We start from the raw sequence: 18,793 nt of genomic DNA on the forward strand, positions 1-18,793 counted from the left end.
TCGTCGCACTCGAGCGCACGGGTTCGGCGGCGAGCCGGGCGATGACGAGGTGGCGACGATGATGTTCGCTTCCGATGCCGGCGCGACGGCCGGCTGGCTGGCCGTGCTCGGCAGCGGCATCTTCCATGGCGTCAATCCGGCGATGGGCTGGCTGTTCGCGACGGCGCTCGGATTGCAGCGCGGCAGCCGCACCGCATTGGCCGCGGCGTTGCCGCCGCTCGCGCTCGGGCATGCCGCCTCGATCTTCGCGGTGACTTCGTCGGCGCTCGTGCTCGGGCTGGCGGTCCATGCGGCCGCGTTGCGGCTCATCGCGGGGCTCGTGTTGCTCGGATGGGCGGCCTATCACCTGCTCTATGGGCATCGGCATCGGGTGCGCGTGGGCATGACGGCCGGATTCGCCGGTCTTGCGCTGTGGTCGGCGGCCACGGCCACGGTGCACGGCGCGGGGCTCATGCTGGTACCCGCGCTGATGCCGATCTGCGGCGCCGCGACCGCCGCCGGGGCGTCCGGCGCGCTCGCGCCCGCCGCGCTCGTCACGCTCGTCCACACGGTCGTGGCGACCGCGACGAGCGCGGCCATCGCCTTTGCCGCCTACGAATACCTGGGGCTCGGCATGCTGCGGCGCGGCTGGATCAATTTCGATTGGCTGTGGTCCGGCGCGCTCGCGGTAACGGGCGTGGCCCTGCTGGCACTGGCCTGACGACGGGACGCAGCGCCTGCCGCCGCGCCTTCGTGCGCCTTCGCGCGCCTTTGCGTGCCTAACGCCCGCGCGCGTTTTCCGATAACGATTGCTCGAGCGCCGCGACGCCGGCCGGCAGATCCACGCGTGCGCCGAGTTCGAGCATCGTGCGCCCAAGCGCATGCAGCGTGCGAAACAGGTTGTGCTCGCGGCACTGCTCGCCCATCTGCCCGATCCGCACGATCGGCAACCCGAAGGAGCCGGAGATTTCCACTTGATGATGACGGGAGACGTGACCGCAAACGTCTGCGGGACTCAACCCCGCGGGCGTCGAAATGCCGACGACCGAGTTCAGACGGCATGGCTCCGGCGCGAACAGCGAAAGACCCATCGCCGACACGCCGGCCTGCAGCGCAAGCGAACACTTGAGGTGGCGCGCGAAGCGCTTTTCGAGCGTCTCGGCGCAGACGAGCCGCAGCGCCTCGTGCAGCGCGAGCACGCCCGAGACGGGGGCCGTGTAGTGATAGCCGGCGTTGTGCCAAAAGTTCTCGGCGAGCGAGGCGTCCAGGCACCAGTGCGCGCCCGCCTGCTCGCGCGACTTCAGGCGCTGCCACGCGGCGTCGGAAAATGCGATCAACGACACGCCTGGAATCGACGAGAGCCCCTTTTGCCCACCCGTGATCACGGCGTCGATGCCCCACGCGTCCATTTCGAGCGGCATCGTGCTCAGCGTGCAGACGGCGTCCACGACGACGAGCGCGCCGGCCGCCTTCGCCAGCGCCGCGATCGCCTTCAGTTCGTGGTTCCACACGGTGTTCGACGTCTCGCCTTGCACGATGGTCACGATCTCGGGCCTCTCGCGCGCGAGGGCGTCGGCCACCTCGGCCAGACTCGCGACGGCGCCGTCGGGCACCTCGAGCATCGCGACGTGCGCGCCGCAGCGCTTGGCCATCTCGGCCATCCGCGCGCTGAAAAAGCCGTTCTTGATCGACAAGACGCGCGTGCCGCGCCAAGCCAGATTGGAAATCGCCATTTCCATCGCGGCGGAACCGGGGCCCGCCACGCCGAGCACCCATTTCGAGCGCGTTTGAAACACATAACGCGCCATGTCCTTCACCTGCCCGATCACCTTCGACATCGTCGCCCCGAGGTGATTGATGACGATGGCGTTCGCCTTGGCGACGGCGGCCGGGATCGGCACGGGGCCGGCGCCCATCATCAGCAACGGTTCTTCGGGAAGGATCGCGTCGAGCGACACGACGTCGGGGCAAGGGATGGAGGAGGACTCTGTGCTGGACATGGGCTGGGGCGTCGGCGATTGTGGATTCGAAAAAAGCAGCCCCGCCGCGCACGGTTCGGCGCGAGAAAATGGTGCACTGCGGCGACGGGAATCTCGATCATTGCCCCATTTGCGCGCATCCGCAAGTATTTTCTACCGGCGGTCGGCGCGGTGCCGGGCGAATTACAGCGGATCCGGCGTGGCCGTGGATGCCGCGCTGCCGAGCGTCGGGTCGGATGCTGCCGCCGCAGGCGCCGTATAGCCGCAGAACGCGATCAGCAGGTCGGCCTCCCGTTCATGAACCTCGACGGGGAACGCGGCCGCGCCCGCATGCAGCAGATATCGCGCGCGGTGCTGCCCGTTGCGGAACCCGACCACGCCTTCGCGCTGCAGCCCGAGCCAGCCCAGCAAGCCGGGCGCGCGGCGCGTGGCGATCGTCACATACGGCATGGCCGGAATGCGGTCGTTGCTCGGATCGAGGAATTCACGGATGCCCTTCACCTTGCCGCTGTGCCAGTTGCCCACCGGCGGCAGCACGTAGTCGGTGTCGTCGCGGTCCGCGCACGCGAGCAGCTTGCGCGCATCGACGATCACCACACGGTGCCGGCTTTGGTCGTCTTCGAAAACGCGTTTCATCCGCACGTGGTCGTAATGCGGATGATGGGCGAGCGGGACCAGCCAGAGCGGCCCGGGTCCGGCCGTGGGTGCGAGAGAAACCGCATCAGTGAATGCGGATGTAGGCATGACGAACGTATGATTGTTGAAACGCGCCTGGCGCGGTACGCGCCGGCCCTCGACAGACGTTTCGTCGAGAAAGCCGGCAAGGCTATCGTCCGATCATGACAGGTCCGTGACAAACGGAGTACTTTCGTCTGACTCGTTGCCCGAACCCGTCCCGGAAAGAGGGAGCCGCGATGTCTGAAACCTTCGGCCCGCACGTTCGGATCGAGACGCGCGAGGATAACGTTGCAACAATCGTGCTCGATCGGCCGCAATGCAGGAACGCCGTCGACGGCCCGACCGCCGCCGCGCTCGCGGCCGCCTTCGAGCGCTTCGAAGCCGAACCCGGCTGGCGCGCGGGCGTGCTGTTCGGAGAGGGCGGCACGTTTTGCGCGGGCGCCGATTTGACGGCGATGAGCGACGAGCGGCGCCGCAACGCCGTGCGGGCTGACGGCAGCGGCCCGGGTCCGATGGGGCCGACGCGCATGATGCTCTCGAAGCCGGTCGTCGCCGCGATTGCGGGCCATGCCGTCGCCGGCGGCCTCGAACTCGCGGCCTTTTGCGATATGCGCGTCGTGGAGGAAGATGCCGTGCTCGGCGTATTTTGCCGGCGAGTCGGCGTGCCGCTGATCGATGGCGGCACGATCAGGCTGCCGAGATTGATCGGGCTCTCTCGTGCGCTCGATTTGATTTTGACGGGGCGGCCGGTCGACGCACAGGAAGCGCTTGCAATCGGACTCGCCAACCGGGTCGTGCCCAAAGGCGCGGCACGCGAAGCGGCCGAAGCGTTGGCCGCCCAGCTGGCCGCCTTCCCGCAGGCCGCGCTGCTTGCCGACCGCCGCTCCGCGATCGAAAACGGCATGCAGACCGACTTGGCCGAGGCGCTGCGCAGAGAAGGCGCCGGCGGTTACCGGGCCCTGTTCGACGAAGGCCTTGCGGGCGCGGCCCGGTTCGCCGCAGGCGCGGGCCGGCACGGAGACACGATCGCCGGCCCAGACGCAGACGATTCATAGCGCGCACCGGCCGCCCGCGTGGCGCCTGATCGCTCGCCGCCTTTAAGCCGCCTTTACGCGCCGCTTTTACGCCCCGCCTTTACCCGCACTAGCAGGCAGGATCTTGCCGACGCACGCGCCGAACCCGACACGGTAACCCGCGCCTTGGCACCAGCCCGCCAGCGCGAGTTCGTCGCCGTCGACGATGAACGTGCGCGTGCCGCCGCCCTCGATCGAGAGGGGCCGCGCGCCGTTCCAGGTGAGTTCGAGCAGCGAGCCGAACGAATCGGGCGTCGGCCCGCTGATCGTGCCCGAACCCATCAAATCGCCCACACGCGTATTGCAGCCCGATACCGTGTGGTGCGCGAGCTGCTGCGCCATCGTCCAGTACATGTACTTGAAATTGGTGCGGCAGATCGTAGTCGGCTTATCGACGCCCTCGGGCCTTAACGTCACTTCGAGCGAAATATCGAATGCGTGCCGTCCCTCGTGCCGCAAGTAGGCGAGCGGCTCGGGCGATTGCTCGGGCTGCGAGACCCGGAACGGTTCGAGCGCGTCGAGCGTCACGACCCACGCCGAGATCGTCGTCGCGAACGTCTTCGCGTTGAACGGGCCAAGCGGCACGTATTCCCATTGCTGGATATCGCGCGCGCTCCAATCGTTAAGCAGCACCATGCCGAAGATATGGTCTTCCGCTTCGTCGCAGGCAACCGGTTCACCGAGCGCATTGCCGCGCCCGATGATGAAACCCGTCTCGAGTTCGATGTCGAGCTTGCGACAGGCGCCGTATATCGGCCGCTCCGCGTCGGGCAATTTCAACTGCCCCATCGGCCGGCGCACGGGGGTGCCGGTGACGACCACGGACGACGCGCGGCCGTTGTAGCCGATCGGCATCTCGGACCAGTTCGGCAGCAACGCGTTCTTCGGGTCGCGGAACATCGAACCGACGTTCGTCGCATGCTCCTTCGACGAATAAAAATCGGTGTAGCCCGGAATGTCGACAGGCAGATGCATGGTCGCGTCGCGCATCGGCACGAGCACGCGCGCGCGCAGCGCCGCGTGCTCGCGCAGCGTGGGGCACTCGGCGTCGAGCAGCGCGCTCAACTGCACGCGCACGCTGCGCCATTCATCGCGGCCGAGCGCGATGAACGCATTCAATGCGGGGCGTGAGAAGACGTCCGCGTCGCCGGCGACCGACAATAGCCCCGCCGCTTGCAGCGCGGCCAGATCGACGATCGCGTCGCCGATCGCCACCCCGGCGCGGGGCGCGTCGTTGAGCGGATCGCTGAAGATGCCGAACGGCAGATTTTGGATCGGAAAATCGCAGGCCGCGTCGTTGGCCGCCGCGAGCCAGCTACGTTTGGCCGGATCTCGCGTGGCCGCGAGTTGAGCCGGTTGCGTCGATTGAGCCGAGAGATGGCTTGCCGTGGTCATCGTTGCTCCGGGTTGAAATGCTTCTTCAGCCCTTGCCAGCACTCGAAGTAGTCGGCTTGAAGCTGCGCGCTGTCGAGCGCGAATTGCGTGGGCTTGAGCAGCGTGCGCGTTTCGAACATGAACGCGAGCGTGTCGCTCACCTTTTGCGGCTTCGACGTGTCGCTCGCCGAAGCCTTCTCGAACGTATCGGCGTCGGGCCCGTGTCCCGACATGCAGTTGTGCAGGCTGGCGCCGCCGGGCAGGAAACCTTCCGCCTTCGCGTCGTAGACGCCATGGACGAGCCCCATGAACTCGCTCGCGACGTTGCGATGGAACCAGGGCGGGCGGAACGTATCCTCGGCGGTCAGCCAGCGCGGCGGGAAGATGACGAAATCGATCGTATCGACGCCCGGCGTATCGCTTTGCGCCTGCAGCACGAGGAAAATCGACGGGTCCGGATGGTCGTAGCTGATCGTGCCGATCGTGTTGAAGCGGCGCAGGTCGTATTTGTACGGCGCGTAGTTGCCGTGCCATGCGACGACGTCGAACGGCGAATGGCCGATGTCGGCGCGCCAGAGCCGGCCGTTGAGCTTGGTCACGAGTTCGAACGCGCCTTCGCGGTCTTCGTAGGCCGCGCACGGCGTCTGGAAATCGCGCGGATTGGCGAGACCGTTCGAGCCGATCGGGCCCAGGTCGGGCAGGCGCAGCAGCGCGCCGAAATTCTCGCACACGTAGCCGCGCGCGCGGCCGTCGACGAGCGTCACTGCGAAGCGAACGCCGCGCGGCACGACCGCGATTTCGAATGGCGCGAGATCGAGCACGCCCATCTCCGTCGCGATCCGCAACCGCCCTTCTTGCGGCACGATGAGCAGTTCGCCGTCGCTGTCGTAGAAGAAGCGGTCTTGCATCGACCGGTTCGCCGCATACAAGTGAATCGCGCAGCCCGACATCGCTTCGGCCGACCCGGTGCCCGCCATCGTAACGAGGCCTTCGACGAAATCGGTCGGCGCCTCCGGCATCGGCAGCGGGTCCCAGCGCAACTGATTGGGCGGCGTGGGCGGCGTTTCGGCAAAGTTGGCCACGAGCCGGGGCTGGGCCGCGCCGGCGCGCGGCTGGAAGGGCTCGAACGGCCGATGAACAGCCGCCGGCCGGATGCGATAAAGCCAGGTACGGCGGTTATGCGCGCGCGGCGCCGTAAAGGCCGTGCCCGACAGTTGTTCCGCGTAGAGGCCGTAAGGCGCACGCTGCGGCGAATTGCGGCCGATGGGCAGCGCGCCGGGCAACGCCTCGGTGGCGAATTCGTTCGCGAAGCCCGACAGATAGCCGGGCGATGCATCGCGGCGAGAGACGTCCTGCATGATTGTGTTCTCCGATGAAACGATAAAACGGTGAGGCGGGGCCGCGTCTCGCGCGCCCCGCGCATCAGACGGCGGCCGGCGACCGTACGCCGCGGCCGGCGTGTCGCCGGCCGGCACGATGACGAACCTGCCGAACGAGCGCCATCGCCTCGCGCAGCACCGCCAAATCGCCGATGTGGCTCGCGAGCCATCGCAATTTACGAATAGTAAAACGGATTTCGCATTGTTAAATCAACGTAAACCCCGATGGAAGAACGCGCGTGTATGTCGATATAAGTATTTGGCTGATGCCGACGACGCGCAGCCTGCTAATATCGTCGCTGCGTGCCTTTTTCTTCCCGATGATCCCGCCCACCATACCCGCGCTCGTTGCGCGAGCCGCCGACAACCCTTCCCTGCGCGAGCACGTGTCGCTCGATGAGCGCGAGGGTTACGCTTACGCGCGTTTTCGCGGCGTACGGCTGGAAAGCGCGTACCAGCCGATCTTCGACGTCAGCATGAACGGGATTCAAACGCTGTGGTCCTCACCCGAGCGGGCGGATCGTTTCGGCGACGAGCTGGGCTTCCAGGCCCTGACCGAACGCGCGGACGGGGCGCTCTTCGACCCGTTCGAGACGGTGACCGACGATCCCGAACTCGTCACGCTCGATCGGCTCGCGCGCACGCTGCATGCGATCAATTTCTTCGGTGCGCAGCGTCACGGCATGCTGTTTCTACGCGTCCACGAGCGGCTGCTCAAAAGCGTCAAGTACGATCACGGACAGCATTTTTCGTCGGTGCTGCTCGGGTTCGGCTTGAGCCCGGCCCGCGTGATCATCGAATTGCCGAGTGCGGCCGTCGCGCATCGCACGTTTCTCGGCTATCTCGTGAACAGCTATCAGCGCTACGGGTTCAAGGTGGCGGGCAATCTGCCCAATGCCGGACACATTCTGTCCGTATCGGATATGGCGCGGCTCGATTTCATCAAGATCGACGGCGGCGCCGTGCTGCGCGACGCCATGGCCAAGCCGCTGATCAGCTACGCCAACCGGATCGGCATCCCGCTCATCTTCGATCGCGTCTCCAACGAGGCGCAGTTCGATTCGCTGCAGCAGTTCGGCGCGCGCTTCGTTCAAGGCCCGCTGTTCGAGCCCAAAGCCTGCTCACGCGTGAATTGACCGTTGAACCAACGCTCGAATTAACGCGATTGTCCTAGCCGGCGCGCCAGCGCGCGCAGCCGCGGTGCGATGCGCTCGCGAAACACCGCTTCCCCCATCGATGAAGCCGGCCCGCTGCAGCTGAGCACGAGCCATCGGCCGTCGCGCGGGTCGCGAAACGGCACGGCCACGGCATTGACATCCCCGTGCCAATCACGAAACGAGAAGCAGCAGCCTTCGTCGGCGAACGCGGCGATTTCGCGGCGCGCGGCGGCCAACGCCCGCCTCGTTTCCTCCGCCCCCCTCGCCGGCATCGCAATGCCTCCGCGCCCCTTGCTCGCCGCTTGCAGGAGTTCCGCGATGACGGCCTCTCGTTCGGCTTCGCCCAAAACGGCCAGGTAGGCCCGCCCCATCGAACTCGTCAGCATCGACAACCGGGAACCCGAGGCGAGCCCGAGCGTCAGCGCCGTCTCGCTGCGAATCGTCTCCAGGTAGATCATGTCGAGCCCGTCCCTGCAGCCTAGCGAAACCGCCGCGCCCACCTCGCGCGCGAGCGCGCGCATGTGCGGCCGCGCAAGCTCGAGCGTATCCGTGCCGGCCAACAGGCCGAAGCCGAGCGAAAGCACGCCCGCATCGAGCGCGTACCTGCCGAGCGCCTCGTCGAATCGCAAGTACCCGAGAACGGTCAGCGTGTAGGCGAGCCGGTTGACGGTCGCCTTCGGCAGACCTGTGCGCGCGACGAAGTCGCGGTTGCCGAGCAGCGTATCGCCCGGACGAAACGCGCGCAGCAGCTCCAGCCCGCGGGCGAGCGCGACGACGAACTTGCGCTCGTCGACGCCCTCGGGCAGCAGCGCGTCGTCGGAGGACGTGCCGGCGGAAGAAACGGCAGTGGATGTAACCATCGGCGGGTGCTAAACTCGATGCGAGTTGAATTGCAAAACAGTGTTCCGCATAGCGGAACTTAAGTCAAGCTTGAGTCAAGCATCGAAAGGAGATCACGATGGCCGACGCCGCCCGCTTTCAATGGGACGATCCGCTGCTGCTCGATCAGCAGTTGACCGAAGACGAACGGATGGTGCGCGACGCCGCGCACGCCTACGCGCAGGACAAGCTGCTGCCGCGCGTCACCGAGGCGTTCCGCCACGAGCGCACCGATATCGAGATCTTCCGTGAAATGGGCGAGCTGGGCCTGCTCGGCCCGACGATTCCCGACACGTACGGCGGCCCGGGGCTCAACTACGTCAGCTACGGGCTGATCGCGCGCGAAGTCGAGCGTGTGGATTCGGGCTACCGGTCGATGATGTCCGTGCAGTCGTCCCTCGTCATGGTGCCGATCTTCGAATTCGGCTCCGACGCACAAAAGGCGAAATACCTGCCCAAGCTGGCGACCGGCGAATGGATCGGCTGCTTCGGCCTGACCGAGCCCAACCACGGCTCCGATCCGGGCAGCATGGCGACGCGGGCGCGCAAGGTCGACGGCGGCTACTCGCTGTCGGGCGCGAAGATGTGGATCACGAATTCGCCCATCGCCGACGTCTTCGTCGTCTGGGCGAAGCTCGCGGAAGACGGCGCGGACACGATCCGCGGCTTCATCCTCGAAAAAGGCTGGAAGGGTCTTTCCGCGCCCGCGATCCACGGCAAGGTGGGCCTGCGCGCATCGATCACGGGCGAGATCGTCCTCGACGAAGTGTTCGTCCCTGAGGAAAACATGCTGCCGAACGTGGGCGGCTTGCGCGGTCCGTTCACCTGTTTGAACTCGGCCCGCTACGGCATCGCCTGGGGCGCGCTCGGCGCGGCTGAATCGTGCTGGCACACGGCGCGCCAATACGTGCTCGACCGCAAGCAATTCGGCCGGCCGCTCGCGGCGAACCAACTGATCCAAAAAAAGCTGGCCGACATGCAGACGGAAATTACGCTCGGCCTGCAGGGCGTGCTGCGTCTGGGCCGCATGAAGGACGAAGGCACGGCGGCGACGGAAATCACGTCGATCATGAAGCGCAACTCGTGCGGCAAGGCGCTCGACATCGCCCGGCTCGCGCGCGACATGCTGGGGGGCAATGGGATCTCCGACGAGTTCGGCGTCGCGCGCCACCTCGTCAATCTCGAAGTCGTGAACACGTACGAGGGCACGCACGACATCCACGCGCTCATCCTCGGCCGCGCTCAAACCGGCATTCAAGCATTCTTCTGACGAGAGTTCGTCACGAACGCCCCGCCCGCAGCGGGCGGCGCGTTCGTTGTAATTTCGCATCGACGCGTCGTATTTTGCCCGGCTGCATCCTCGCTTCCTCCTCGCTTCCTCCTCGCTCCCTTCCCGCGTTCTCCTTGTTCGCTCGAGCCCTGCGTGAACCGCGCTCGCGCCGTTTGACCCACGTCATCATCTTGCGCAGCCCCGCGCGCATGCTATTGCCCTATGGTCGGGAATGTTTCGTGCAGCGCCCGAACCATACCGCGGTGCGCCGCCATTCGACCTATCTTTGATACGATGCGTGGAAGTGACAAAGGGGGCACTCATGTCAGAAGTCAACAAGGAGAGATTGATGTCCGATATCAGAACCGTCCTCGCGGACGCCGAAGATCTGCTGAAACAAGCCGCGAGCGCGACGGGCGAGCGCGCCTCCGAGCTGCGCGAAACGGCGCTCGGCCGCCTGAAGCAAGCGAAGGAAAAAGCGGCGGATGTGCAAGTCGTCGTCGTCGAGAAAGGCAAGAAGGCTGCGCGCGCCACCGACGACTACGTCCATGAGCACCCTTGGACGGCCATCGGCATCGCGGCCGGCGTCGGCGTGCTCGTCGGCTTGCTGATCAACCGCAAGTAAGCGCGCTCGCGCGCAGGGCGGCCCGCGGCCGATCTCATCGCGGGCTTTCGCCGGGTAGGGCCGGCGGCGAGCGGCATGCGCTGCGGGCGCTGCCCTCGACGCCTGCCCGGCCGGCTGTCTCATTGCACGCTTACTCGCCATCCCATGCCAAACGATACCCACTCGCCGCATGCCGGCCACGGACCGTTGCGCCGCATGATCGCGTCGGTCTTCGCCTTGCTCCACTCGCGTCTCGAACTGATCGGCATCGAGCTTGCCGAGGAGCGCGAGCGCATCATCGCGGTCATCTTCCTCGGGCTGGTGGCCGTGATGTTCGCGATGATGGCGCTGATCAGCCTCACCGCACTCATTGCCGTCGCGTTCTGGGACAGCTACCGATGGCAGGTATTGGCTGCCATCACGGCCTTCTACGGCCTCGGCGCCCTAATCTGTGCGCTGCGCGCGCGCAGCGGCTTGCATGCCGCGCCGATCGTCTTCGAAGCCACGCTGCACGAGTTCGAAAAGGACCGCGACATGTTTCGCGAACCTTGACCGTGCTCCGTGAATCGTCGGCCACGGCTTGCGCAACGATGCCGCCCCGATCCACGGCCTTTTGGACGACCCACCTTTCGCCCCCATGAGCCAAACCACCTCGCCAAACTCGACGCACCGCAGACAGTCCCCGGTGCGCGATCCGAGCACCCCGCAGATGCGCGCGGTCCGCAAGGAGTTGCTGCTGCTGCGCGCGGAAGTGGAGCGCGCCGAGTTCGTGCAGGCGCGTGCCGACCTGCACCGAAAGTTCGCGAACCTAAGCTGGCTCAAGCTGCTCGTGCCGGGGTTCGGGCTGGGCCGTTCGCGCGGCAAGGGCGCAGGACGCGGGGCCGACGGATCGATCACCGAATGGGTCTTCAGTCACCCGCTCGTCAGTTCGCTCGCCTCGCTCGTCTTGACCAAACCCTTGCGGGCCACGGTAGCCGCGGGCGCGAAGCCGCTGCTGAAGTGGGGGGCGCTCGGCGCCGCTGCTTGGGCGGGGCTGCGCGCTTGGAGCCAATACTCCCGCAAACAGCGTGAACACGCGCAGGACGAAACCAGCGACGAGGAGTAAACCCCTCGCCTACCGGCCATCTCCCCCGCTCCTATTGGCGGCGCCGCGGTTGCGCTCGCTACGCGCTCGGCCCGGACGCTTTACGGCGACTTGCCCGCCCAACAGGGATCCATAGCCGCGCCATGTGCGCCCGCTTGCCCGCGGTTCGAGCGGGCGCCGAAGCCGTCGAGCGCGAATGTTCCGCATGGGTCGCCCTGCATCGGGCCGCCGTCGACCGGTATCGCTCGAAGTTCATATCCGCCGTTGGCCTCGGTCCCGGGCAGCAGTTCCAATCGGTAGACCGCGCGGCCTTGTTCCGGTGCGCGGTCCAAGCCGGGCGGCAGCGCCGACGCAAAGCCTGAAACGGGCGGATTCGCGACGACGTGTTGCGCGGCGCGATGCAGCGCGATCACCGCGTCGATCCGATAGCCACGCGCCAGATAGCTTACGTAAGCAGGTACCGCATAGGCGGCGATCACCGCCGCCATGGCCAGCACGATGACGAGTTCGAGCATCGAAAAGCCCGTCGCCCCACGCTCGAGACCGGCGGCACGTCCATGCCGCATCTCCCGGAGGGTCATTCGACTGCGCCTAACGTGACGACCCGTCGCCATGCCCTTCGCTCGCGACCGCCCTCCTGCCATAGCGAGAGCTGCAGCCAAGCTTGCGTCGATCGCGTCGCGCCGAAGCCGCGCGCGGTGATTCTATAACCGCCCGCGTCCGCGCGGCCTTCGCCATGCAGCGCCTCGATCACGCACCGCGGTGCGCTGGCCGAGCCCGGCCATGACGGCACGGGCTCGTAGGCTGCCGGGCCATCGAACGTTTCGACCTTCGTCCACGGCGGCGGCGAGTCGAACGGGGCCGACAGGACCGGAGCGACACCCGCGCGCAGCGCCTGAACGCAAAGCGCGAGCGCACCATCCGCGGCCTGCGTGGCGCGCAGGTGTTCATGCACGCCGGCCGAAAGCCGGGTCTGCGCGATCGAGGCCTCGAGCCAAGCGGCCGACGTGGCCAGCATCATCGAAGCGAGCATGAGCACACTCGGCAGCGCCATACCGCGATCGCGGCGACGCGCCCGCGGCGCTCGTCGTGCTTCGCGGGCCATCAGTTCACCGGCCCCTGATTGCGCAGTACCAAGTGACGAGTCAACGACAAGCGCTCGCGCCCGTCCGCACTGACCGTGTGCCGACCCTCACAATCGATCCAAGCCTTGCGACCTCGAATGCCGCGCCCGCGCACGACGACACATAGATCGACGGCCACGACGTCGCCCCATCGCGACCGTGCAATGGCCCGGGCGCCGACCGGCTCCGCCGCGCCGCGCAGCCAATAACGAAGCGTCATGCGCTCCACGCCTTCCACGAGCGGTTGCGGCGTCATCGCGCGTCCATTGCCTGCGCAGTACAGTTCGGGCTCCTCGCGCCGCGACGGACGAGCGGCGTAAAAGCGGTTGACGACGACGGCGTGCTCGCCATGCCGCGGCACCCCTTGCCCGAGACAATCGGTGGGCTCGCCCGACGCGCTTCGCCATGTGGCCACGCCGTCATCGATGTAGCGCACGACGATCGAGTCGGAATCGGACGAACCGGACGAACCGAATGAATTCGATGGACGCAAGGAGCCGGCGAAGCCCAAGACGTCGGAGGGGCCCAACAGACACGCGGGCTCGTCGTCTGCGCGCCCGAGCGCGGGCCTGGCGGAGTCGCATCCAAAAAGCCCCGGCGTGACGCGTGCGCGCAGCGCAGGCTGGTCGACCGGCGCATACCCCGCCATTTGAATATGCTGCCCGAGAAGCGTCAGCGCGGCGGCACCTGCCTCGCGCATTCGCGCCGCGTCGGCCGATCGCGAGAATGCGTCACGCTGCGAACGATAGAGCGTCGACGCGCCGCCGAGCACGACGAGCGCGAGCGCCGCGGCGATCAGCCACTCGAGCAGCGTGTGCCCCGCCTGCCTGCGCAGCACCCGAAGGACTATGGCATCGGGCTTCATTGTCCGTGGCCCGCGAAAGGCAGCGCGACGCAATGTGCATGCAGTTCAATGCCCTGTGCGACGGAGCAAGCGTCGAAGCCCCGCGTCCATGAAGAACGCGACGCACGCTTGCCCTTCGCCCACTGCACGACGACCGCCCCCATACCGGCCGCTTCATCGTCGACGGATACTCGCGCATCGGGCAGAAGCGTCTGCGCACGCGCTCGTTGATGTGCCAGTGCGTTCGACGAGCTTTCGGGCAGCTGCATCGCTTCGGCGATCGACGCGGCGATCCACGATGCGTGCTCGCGATGCACTTGTTCCTGCGCGTGGCGCAACGCCGATAGCTGGGCCGCGGCAGCACCGAGAATCGACGTGGCCAACAGCGAAAGCGCGATCAGCACCTCGAGCAACGAAGCGCCCGCATGTCCCTTCTCATAGGAGCAAACGAATGTCATGCGTCGGCCCGCCCGTCGCAGCCGCCACGGTCGAGCCTCGCTCTGCCGCCCGCCGCGACGCGGACGCAGCGGCGCAACGCATCGCCTCGCCCACGCGCCAAGACGCCTATCGCCGCCAGTTCGAACTTGCGAAAGCCCCCGATAACCTGACCCGCTGGGGGTGTGAACACGACGCCCGTCGACGCCGCCTCGATCGAGACGCCCGAATGACGATGATAGCGTCGCAGTAATTGCCCGCGCCGCTCGTGGCCGACGACGACCGCCCACCCGCAGGCCCAGTCGAAGCGCCCCGCCGCACACGAATGTCCTTTCGGTATGCAGCGCCCAAAGTCGTCCGCTGGACATACGACGAGGCGCGCGCCACGCGCAATCGTCTCGCCGCGCGCCAGCGTCAAACCCGCGAGCAACGCCCTGGCGGCGGCATCCACGCGATCGCGCGCATGCCACTCGGACAGCAGCGGCGCCGCGGCGAGCAGGCTCGACGCCACGAGCACCGTGACGACGAGCATCTCGACGAGCGAAAACCCGCGGCACCCTGCGCGTCCTGCCGGCCCTTCGCACCGGAACGCCAAACCCTCACGCATGTATCGCACCTCCCCGCATCGACAGAGCGCCAATCTATCGGGGAAACGAGCCGGCCACCATCGCCCGATCGGCCTAGTGGCGCCCACGCGCATCGACGCTCGACAATGGCGCGTCACATCGATTGCAACGAGGGAAAGAGCGGTGAAACGAGAAACGAGAAGGGAAACGGAAAAGGGAAAAGAGAGAACGTCGAAGCGCGTTAGCGTTAGCGCTTGCGTGGGGACTTGTCGGCCTTCGGCCGGCGAAACTCCTCGATCACGTCCTCGAAATCGGACACGTCTTCGAAGCGCCGGTACACCGATGCAAAACGCACGTAGGCGATTTTATCGAGCTGGAGCAATTCGTTCATGACGAGCTCGCCCAGCCGGTCGCTGCGCACTTCGCGTTCGCCGCTGCCAAGGAGCTGATACTCGATGCGCGCCACCGCCGCGTCGATCGCCTCGGCCGACACCGGGCGTTTGCGCAGCGCGAGCCGCATGCTCGCGGCGATCTTGCGGCGGTCGAACTCGCTGCGCGAGCCGTCCTTCTTGACCACTGCCGGCAGCGTCAGCTCGACCCGCTCGTACGTCGTGAAACGCTTGTCGCAGGCCGGGCAGCGACGACGCCGCCGAATCGCGGCGCCGTCCTCCGATACGCGCGAGTCGACGACTTGCGTATCTTCGTGCCGGCAGAAGGGGCAGCGCATGGCCGATCAGCGATAGACGGGGAAGCGCTTCGTCAGTTCGGCCACTTGAGCACGCACACGCTCGATCGTCGCGGCGTCTTCCGGGTTGTCGAGCACGTCGGCAATCAAGTTGCCCACTTGCTCGGCTTCCTTCGTGCCGAAACCGCGCGTGGTCATCGCCGGCGAGCCCAGACGAATGCCGCTCGTGACGAACGGCTTTTCCGGATCGTTCGGAATCGCGTTCTTGTTCACCGTGATGTGCGCCGCGCCCAGCACCGCTTCAGCGGCCTTGCCCGTGATTTTCTTCGCCCGCAGGTCGACGAGCATCACGTGGCTTTCGGTGCGGCCCGACACGATTCGCAAGCCGCGCTTGACGAGCGTTTCGGCCAGCACGCGGGCGTTTTCCACGACCTGCTGCTGATAGGCCTTGAACTCGGGCGAAGCCGCTTCCTTGAACGCAACGGCCTTGCCGGCGATCACGTGCATCAGCGGGCCGCCTTGAATGCCCGGGAAGATCGCCGAATTGATCGGCTTCTCGTACTCGGCCTTCATCAGGATCACGCCGCCGCGCGGGCCGCGCAGGCTCTTGTGCGTCGTCGTGGTGACGAAATCGGCGTGCGGCACCGGGTTCGGATAGACGCCGGCCGCGATCAGCCCCGCGTAGTGCGCCATGTCGACCATCAGGTAGGCGCCGACCGACTTGGCGATCTTGGCCAGACGCTCGAAATCGATCTTCAGCGCGAACGCCGAGGCGCCTGCCACGATCAGCTTCGGCTTGTGTTCTTGCGCGAGCTTTTCGGCCGCTTCGTAGTCGATGTCCTCGGCTTCGTTCAAACCGTAGCTCACGACGTTGAACCACTTGCCCGACATGTTCACGGGCGAGCCGTGGGTCAAGTGGCCGCCTTCGGCGAGGCTCATGCCCATGATGGTGTCGCCCGGCTTGAGCATGGCGAAGAACACGCCCTGGTTCGCTTGCGAGCCGGAATTGGGCTGAACGTTCGCGGCCTCGGCGCCGAACAGCGCCTTCACGCGGTCGATCGCGAGCTGCTCGACCACGTCGACGTATTCGCAGCCGCCGTAATAGCGCTTGCCGGGATAGCCCTCGGCGTATTTGTTCGTCAATTGCGAGCCTTGCGCCGCCATCACGGCCGGGCTCGTGTAGTTTTCCGAGGCGATGAGCTCGATGTGCTCTTCCTGGCGGCGGTTTTCCTGCTGGATGGCGTTCCAGATCTCAGGATCGACGTTGGCAATGGTGCTTTGGGCTCTGTCAAACATACGCGTTCCGTTAAGGGTGGTCAGGTTGGCCGAATCGTGCGCGGGATACGTACCGGACGTACGCTTGCGCGGCTGGCGGAAGGCCAGCCCGGGCGTGGCGGATGAACCGTTACGCGGGCGAGACAACCGCGGGCGACGCAAACGACGGCGCACCAACACTCGGCTGCCCAGGCGAACGGCAAAACGGCACCCTGCGCTTCACGGTGGGCTGCTCCACCTTGACCCCGAAGGGTTTTATCGCCAGTCACGCAGGGATGAGCGCGATAGTGTATGTGAAGCGCATCCAATAGGCAATTAGGTGGGCGCGCGCCTAGCCCGGGCCGCATGCAATTTCGAGACCAGCCGCCACATCCGGTAAAATGCCGGGCCATGAACCAGCCAACCAGCCATCGCGGCGCGCAATTCAGCTTCGATTGGCCGATCCGCGTCTACTACGAAGATACCGATGCGGGCGGCATCGTCTTTTTCGCGAACTATCTCAAGTTCTTCGAGCGGGCACGCACCGAATGGCTTCGGGCATGCGGCGTCGACCAGCGCAAGCTGGCAGAAGAAAACCGCATCGTCTTTGTCGTCAGCGAAACGGCCGTGCAATACCGCACGCCGGCGCGGCTCGACGATAGGTTGACGATCTCGAGCCGCATCGAACGTCTGGGCAAGGCAAGCGTCGAGTTCGTCCAGGAAGCATGGCGCGGCGATACCCTGCTCGCGGCCGGCACGATTCGCGTCGGCTGCGTCGAACTCGCCACGCTCAAGCCTACTGCCCTGCCAGGCGCGGTATGCGACGGGCTGCGCCGCGATCCGCATTCATTTCGTGAGGGCGTGTCAACGGCAAACGCCTAATTTCCGTTGAGGACTACGTCAATGAACTAGTATCGTGCCGGTCGATACCAAGCGGGGTTCCGCCTTGATGCGACAAGGCTTTCAAGCGGCCGACTAATACCCTTTGCGCAGCTTGCAGCCACCCTCGCAGTGCTGACGCAAAAGCATACTTTTTTATGAACAACGCACAAGATTTGTCGATCGTAACTCTCGTCCTCAACGCGAGCGTGCTCGCGCAAGCGGTGATGGGGCTGCTGCTCCTGTTGTCGCTGATGTCGTGGACGTTCATCTTCCGCAAGTGGTTTGCCATCCGGCGCGCGCGGGCGCAAACTGAGCAATTCGAGCGCGATTTCTGGTCGGGCGGCGATTTGCAGGCGCTCTACCAAAGCGCCGCCAACAATCGCCACACGATCGGCGGGCTCGAACGGATTTTCGAGTCGGGCATGCGTGAATTCTTGAAAGGCAAAGAACGCCGGATCAACGATCCGGGCGCGATTCTCGACGGTGCGCGCCGCGCCATGCGCGCCGCCTTCCAGCGCGAAATGGACGTGCTCGAGGCCAACCTCGCCTTCCTCGCGTCGGTGGGCTCCGTGAGTCCTTATATCGGTCTGTTCGGCACGGTGTGGGGGATCATGAACGCGTTCCGCGGCCTGGCAAACGTTCAACAGGCTACCCTTGCCAACGTCGCGCCCGGCATCGCCGAGGCCCTGACGGCCACGGCCATCGGCCTGTTCGCGGCGATTCCCGCCGTGGTCGCCTACAACCGCTACGCGCACGACATCGATCGCCTCGCGATCCGCTTCGAAACGTTCATCGAAGAGTTCTCGAACATCTTGCAGCGCCAGGCGCATTAAGGAGTACGCGATGGCCGGTTCCACCAACCGATCCAGCATGCGCGGCGGCCGCTCGCGCCGCGCGATGGCCGACATCAACGTCGTGCCGTACATCGACGTGATGCTGGTGCTGCTCGTCATCTTCATGGTGACGGCGCCGCTCGTCGCGCCTTCGATCGTGAATCTGCCCACGGTCGGCGGCGCCGCACCCCAACAGCAAACGCCGCCTGTCGTGGTCAACATTCGCGCCGACGGGAAGATGACGGTTCGTTACAAGGACGATTCCGGCAGCTCCGAAGAGCAGCAAATGACGCGCGCCGACCTGGCGAGCTTCGTGACGGAGCGTGAAGTGTCGCATCCGGATCAACCGGTCGTGATCGCCGCCGACAAGACCGTGCAGTACGATGCGGTCATGAACGTGATGTCCGACTTGAAGGCGCGCGGCGTGAAGCGCGTGGGCCTGCTCGTCAAATCGCAATGAACCCCAAGAAGTCCGTCTATCCGCTGCAACCGCCTCGCGAGCGCGGCACCTGGCGCGCATTCGCGCTCGCGCTCGTGATGCACGTGCTGCTCGGGCTGTTCCTCTATCACGGCATTCATTGGCAGAACAGCACGCCGGCCGGCGCCGAAGCCGAGCTTTGGACCAACGTGACACCGGCGCCGACGCAGCCTCCTCCTCCCCCGGCCCCGCCCGTGCGCGTACAGCCGGCGCCGCCCGTCGCTCAGGAGCAGGCC

Annotated in this window: 23 protein-coding genes and 1 riboswitch; of the genes, 11 read left to right on the top strand and 12 right to left on the bottom strand. The window is 66.2% G+C overall.

Going from position 1 to position 18,793, the window contains the following annotated elements:
• Positions 1-58: 58 nt before the first annotated feature.
• Entirely contained in the window at positions 59-700 is a 642-nt protein-coding gene (locus ACTHNR_RS22220) for a hypothetical protein (RefSeq protein ID WP_440550194.1), read from the top strand.
• A gap of 58 nt (positions 701-758) precedes the next feature.
• Here the strand turns inward: ACTHNR_RS22220 and ACTHNR_RS22225 are convergent, their stop codons facing one another.
• Both ACTHNR_RS22225 and ACTHNR_RS22230 read right to left on the bottom strand, forming a co-directional pair.
• Positions 759-1,979 (bottom strand): pyridoxal-phosphate-dependent aminotransferase family protein, encoded by a 1,221-nt coding sequence (locus tag ACTHNR_RS22225; protein ID WP_440550197.1) that lies wholly within the window; start codon positions 1,977-1,979, stop codon positions 759-761.
• Between the two features lie 162 nt (positions 1,980-2,141).
• Entirely contained in the window at positions 2,142-2,702 is a 561-nt protein-coding gene (locus ACTHNR_RS22230) for a plasmid fertility inhibition factor family protein (protein WP_440550199.1), read from the bottom strand.
• A gap of 170 nt (positions 2,703-2,872) precedes the next feature.
• On the opposite strand from ACTHNR_RS22230, the gene ACTHNR_RS22235 reads away from it, so the two are divergent.
• On the top strand, positions 2,873-3,691 hold the full coding sequence (locus tag ACTHNR_RS22235; protein WP_440550202.1) for a crotonase/enoyl-CoA hydratase family protein: 819 nt from the start codon (positions 2,873-2,875) through the stop codon (positions 3,689-3,691).
• A gap of 66 nt (positions 3,692-3,757) precedes the next feature.
• Here ACTHNR_RS22235 and fahA read toward each other — a convergent pair whose 3' ends face one another.
• Both fahA and hmgA read right to left on the bottom strand, forming a co-directional pair.
• Positions 3,758-5,104 carry a fumarylacetoacetase gene (gene fahA, locus ACTHNR_RS22240; protein ID WP_440550205.1) on the bottom strand — a complete coding sequence of 449 codons (1,347 nt, stop codon included), beginning with the start codon at positions 5,102-5,104 and terminating at the stop codon, positions 3,758-3,760.
• Positions 5,101-6,441: a homogentisate 1,2-dioxygenase gene (gene hmgA, locus ACTHNR_RS22245; RefSeq protein ID WP_440550208.1), complete on the bottom strand. Its 1,341-nt coding sequence runs from the start codon at positions 6,439-6,441 to the stop codon at positions 5,101-5,103. The genes fahA and hmgA overlap by 4 nt, the downstream gene beginning before the upstream one ends.
• Before the next feature lie 341 nt (positions 6,442-6,782).
• Between hmgA and ACTHNR_RS22250 the strand changes: the two genes are divergently transcribed.
• Positions 6,783-7,598, top strand: a complete 816-nt coding sequence (locus tag ACTHNR_RS22250; protein ID WP_440550259.1) for an EAL domain-containing protein — start codon at positions 6,783-6,785, stop codon at positions 7,596-7,598.
• Between the two features lie 20 nt (positions 7,599-7,618).
• Here the strand turns inward: ACTHNR_RS22250 and ACTHNR_RS22255 are convergent, their stop codons facing one another.
• Positions 7,619-8,479 (bottom strand): IclR family transcriptional regulator, encoded by an 861-nt coding sequence (locus ACTHNR_RS22255; RefSeq protein ID WP_440550210.1) that lies wholly within the window; start codon positions 8,477-8,479, stop codon positions 7,619-7,621.
• Between the two features lie 98 nt (positions 8,480-8,577).
• Here ACTHNR_RS22255 and ACTHNR_RS22260 point away from each other — a divergent pair, with 98 nt between their 5' ends.
• From ACTHNR_RS22260 to ACTHNR_RS22275, 4 genes are all read left to right on the top strand, one after another.
• Positions 8,578-9,768, top strand: a complete 1,191-nt coding sequence (locus ACTHNR_RS22260; protein ID WP_440550213.1) for an acyl-CoA dehydrogenase — start codon at positions 8,578-8,580, stop codon at positions 9,766-9,768.
• A 322-nt stretch (positions 9,769-10,090) separates the two neighbouring features.
• Positions 10,091-10,393: a DUF883 family protein gene (locus ACTHNR_RS22265; protein WP_440550216.1), complete on the top strand. Its 303-nt coding sequence runs from the start codon at positions 10,091-10,093 to the stop codon at positions 10,391-10,393.
• Positions 10,394-10,537: 144 nt separating this feature from the next.
• Positions 10,538-10,924 (top strand): phage holin family protein, encoded by a 387-nt coding sequence (locus ACTHNR_RS22270; protein ID WP_440550219.1) that lies wholly within the window; start codon positions 10,538-10,540, stop codon positions 10,922-10,924.
• A 157-nt stretch (positions 10,925-11,081) separates the two neighbouring features.
• Complete coding sequence (locus ACTHNR_RS22275; protein ID WP_440550222.1) at positions 11,082-11,477, top strand: DUF3318 domain-containing protein; 396 nt, start codon at positions 11,082-11,084, stop codon at positions 11,475-11,477.
• 80 nt (positions 11,478-11,557) lie between these two features.
• Here the strand turns inward: ACTHNR_RS22275 and ACTHNR_RS22280 are convergent, their stop codons facing one another.
• The 7 genes from ACTHNR_RS22280 to glyA all read right to left on the bottom strand — a co-directional run bounded on the left by ACTHNR_RS22280 (position 11,558) and on the right by glyA (position 16,406).
• Positions 11,558-12,037 (bottom strand): type IV pilin protein, encoded by a 480-nt coding sequence (locus ACTHNR_RS22280; protein WP_440550226.1) that lies wholly within the window; start codon positions 12,035-12,037, stop codon positions 11,558-11,560.
• A complete protein-coding gene (locus tag ACTHNR_RS22285; protein WP_440550229.1) occupies positions 12,034-12,510 on the bottom strand; it encodes a pilus assembly PilX family protein in 477 nt (158 codons plus the stop codon). The genes ACTHNR_RS22280 and ACTHNR_RS22285 overlap by 4 nt, the downstream gene beginning before the upstream one ends.
• A 50-nt stretch (positions 12,511-12,560) precedes the next feature.
• Positions 12,561-13,445: a PilW family protein gene (locus ACTHNR_RS22290; protein WP_440550232.1), complete on the bottom strand. Its 885-nt coding sequence runs from the start codon at positions 13,443-13,445 to the stop codon at positions 12,561-12,563.
• On the bottom strand, positions 13,442-13,882 hold the full coding sequence (locus tag ACTHNR_RS22295; RefSeq protein WP_440550235.1) for a type IV pilus modification PilV family protein: 441 nt from the start codon (positions 13,880-13,882) through the stop codon (positions 13,442-13,444). Before ACTHNR_RS22295 ends, ACTHNR_RS22290 begins: the two co-directional genes overlap by 4 nt.
• Complete coding sequence (locus ACTHNR_RS22300; RefSeq protein WP_440550237.1) at positions 13,879-14,466, bottom strand: pilus assembly FimT family protein; 588 nt, start codon at positions 14,464-14,466, stop codon at positions 13,879-13,881. Before ACTHNR_RS22300 ends, ACTHNR_RS22295 begins: the two co-directional genes overlap by 4 nt.
• A gap of 206 nt (positions 14,467-14,672) precedes the next feature.
• Positions 14,673-15,152 carry a transcriptional regulator NrdR gene (gene nrdR / locus ACTHNR_RS22305; protein ID WP_440550240.1) on the bottom strand — a complete coding sequence of 160 codons (480 nt, stop codon included), beginning with the start codon at positions 15,150-15,152 and terminating at the stop codon, positions 14,673-14,675.
• 6 nt (positions 15,153-15,158) lie between these two features.
• Entirely contained in the window at positions 15,159-16,406 is a 1,248-nt protein-coding gene (glyA, locus tag ACTHNR_RS22310) for a serine hydroxymethyltransferase (protein ID WP_440550242.1), read from the bottom strand.
• A 158-nt stretch (positions 16,407-16,564) separates the two neighbouring features.
• A riboswitch (ZMP/ZTP riboswitch) is annotated at positions 16,565-16,664 on the bottom strand.
• A gap of 111 nt (positions 16,665-16,775) precedes the next feature.
• Between glyA and ybgC the strand changes: the two genes are divergently transcribed.
• From ybgC to ACTHNR_RS22330, 4 genes are all read left to right on the top strand, one after another.
• Complete coding sequence (gene ybgC, locus ACTHNR_RS22315) at positions 16,776-17,246, top strand: tol-pal system-associated acyl-CoA thioesterase (RefSeq protein WP_440550245.1); 471 nt, start codon at positions 16,776-16,778, stop codon at positions 17,244-17,246.
• A gap of 155 nt (positions 17,247-17,401) precedes the next feature.
• Positions 17,402-18,079, top strand: a complete 678-nt coding sequence (gene tolQ / locus ACTHNR_RS22320; protein WP_440535537.1) for a protein TolQ — start codon at positions 17,402-17,404, stop codon at positions 18,077-18,079.
• A gap of 10 nt (positions 18,080-18,089) precedes the next feature.
• Complete coding sequence (tolR, locus tag ACTHNR_RS22325; RefSeq protein WP_440535536.1) at positions 18,090-18,539, top strand: protein TolR; 450 nt, start codon at positions 18,090-18,092, stop codon at positions 18,537-18,539.
• Positions 18,536-18,793, top strand: a 258-nt coding sequence (locus ACTHNR_RS22330; protein WP_440550248.1) for a cell envelope integrity protein TolA, incomplete at its 3' end; no start/stop codon positions are given. The genes tolR and ACTHNR_RS22330, both read left to right, overlap by 4 nt.

The sequence above is a fragment of the Trinickia sp. genome, from assembly GCF_051954495.1.
Taxonomy (GTDB): Bacteria; Pseudomonadota; Gammaproteobacteria; order Burkholderiales; family Burkholderiaceae; genus Trinickia.

What these genes read in the sequence shown, in the direction of transcription:
- ACTHNR_RS22220 (WP_440550194.1), top strand. Translation starts at nt 59, where the DNA reads ATGATGTTCGCTTCCGATGCCGGCGCGACGGCCGGCTGGCTGGCCGTG.
- ACTHNR_RS22225 (WP_440550197.1), bottom strand. Translation starts at nt 1,979, where the DNA reads ATGTCCAGCACAGAGTCCTCCTCCATCCCTTGCCCCGACGTCGTGTCG.
- ACTHNR_RS22230 (WP_440550199.1), bottom strand. Translation starts at nt 2,702, where the DNA reads ATGCCTACATCCGCATTCACTGATGCGGTTTCTCTCGCACCCACGGCC.
- ACTHNR_RS22235 (WP_440550202.1), top strand. Translation starts at nt 2,873, where the DNA reads ATGTCTGAAACCTTCGGCCCGCACGTTCGGATCGAGACGCGCGAGGAT.
- fahA (WP_440550205.1), bottom strand. Translation starts at nt 5,104, where the DNA reads ATGACCACGGCAAGCCATCTCTCGGCTCAATCGACGCAACCGGCTCAA.
- hmgA (WP_440550208.1), bottom strand. Translation starts at nt 6,441, where the DNA reads ATGCAGGACGTCTCTCGCCGCGATGCATCGCCCGGCTATCTGTCGGGC.
- ACTHNR_RS22250 (WP_440550259.1), top strand. Translation starts at nt 6,783, where the DNA reads ATGATCCCGCCCACCATACCCGCGCTCGTTGCGCGAGCCGCCGACAAC.
- ACTHNR_RS22255 (WP_440550210.1), bottom strand. Translation starts at nt 8,479, where the DNA reads ATGGTTACATCCACTGCCGTTTCTTCCGCCGGCACGTCCTCCGACGAC.
- ACTHNR_RS22260 (WP_440550213.1), top strand. Translation starts at nt 8,578, where the DNA reads ATGGCCGACGCCGCCCGCTTTCAATGGGACGATCCGCTGCTGCTCGAT.
- ACTHNR_RS22265 (WP_440550216.1), top strand. Translation starts at nt 10,091, where the DNA reads ATGTCAGAAGTCAACAAGGAGAGATTGATGTCCGATATCAGAACCGTC.
- ACTHNR_RS22270 (WP_440550219.1), top strand. Translation starts at nt 10,538, where the DNA reads ATGCCAAACGATACCCACTCGCCGCATGCCGGCCACGGACCGTTGCGC.
- ACTHNR_RS22275 (WP_440550222.1), top strand. Translation starts at nt 11,082, where the DNA reads ATGCGCGCGGTCCGCAAGGAGTTGCTGCTGCTGCGCGCGGAAGTGGAG.
- ACTHNR_RS22280 (WP_440550226.1), bottom strand. Translation starts at nt 12,037, where the DNA reads ATGACCCTCCGGGAGATGCGGCATGGACGTGCCGCCGGTCTCGAGCGT.
- ACTHNR_RS22285 (WP_440550229.1), bottom strand. Translation starts at nt 12,510, where the DNA reads ATGGCGCTGCCGAGTGTGCTCATGCTCGCTTCGATGATGCTGGCCACG.
- ACTHNR_RS22290 (WP_440550232.1), bottom strand. Translation starts at nt 13,445, where the DNA reads ATGAAGCCCGATGCCATAGTCCTTCGGGTGCTGCGCAGGCAGGCGGGG.
- ACTHNR_RS22295 (WP_440550235.1), bottom strand. Translation starts at nt 13,882, where the DNA reads ATGACATTCGTTTGCTCCTATGAGAAGGGACATGCGGGCGCTTCGTTG.
- ACTHNR_RS22300 (WP_440550237.1), bottom strand. Translation starts at nt 14,466, where the DNA reads ATGCGTGAGGGTTTGGCGTTCCGGTGCGAAGGGCCGGCAGGACGCGCA.
- nrdR (WP_440550240.1), bottom strand. Translation starts at nt 15,152, where the DNA reads ATGCGCTGCCCCTTCTGCCGGCACGAAGATACGCAAGTCGTCGACTCG.
- glyA (WP_440550242.1), bottom strand. Translation starts at nt 16,406, where the DNA reads ATGTTTGACAGAGCCCAAAGCACCATTGCCAACGTCGATCCTGAGATC.
- ybgC (WP_440550245.1), top strand. Translation starts at nt 16,776, where the DNA reads ATGAACCAGCCAACCAGCCATCGCGGCGCGCAATTCAGCTTCGATTGG.
- tolQ (WP_440535537.1), top strand. Translation starts at nt 17,402, where the DNA reads ATGAACAACGCACAAGATTTGTCGATCGTAACTCTCGTCCTCAACGCG.
- tolR (WP_440535536.1), top strand. Translation starts at nt 18,090, where the DNA reads ATGGCCGGTTCCACCAACCGATCCAGCATGCGCGGCGGCCGCTCGCGC.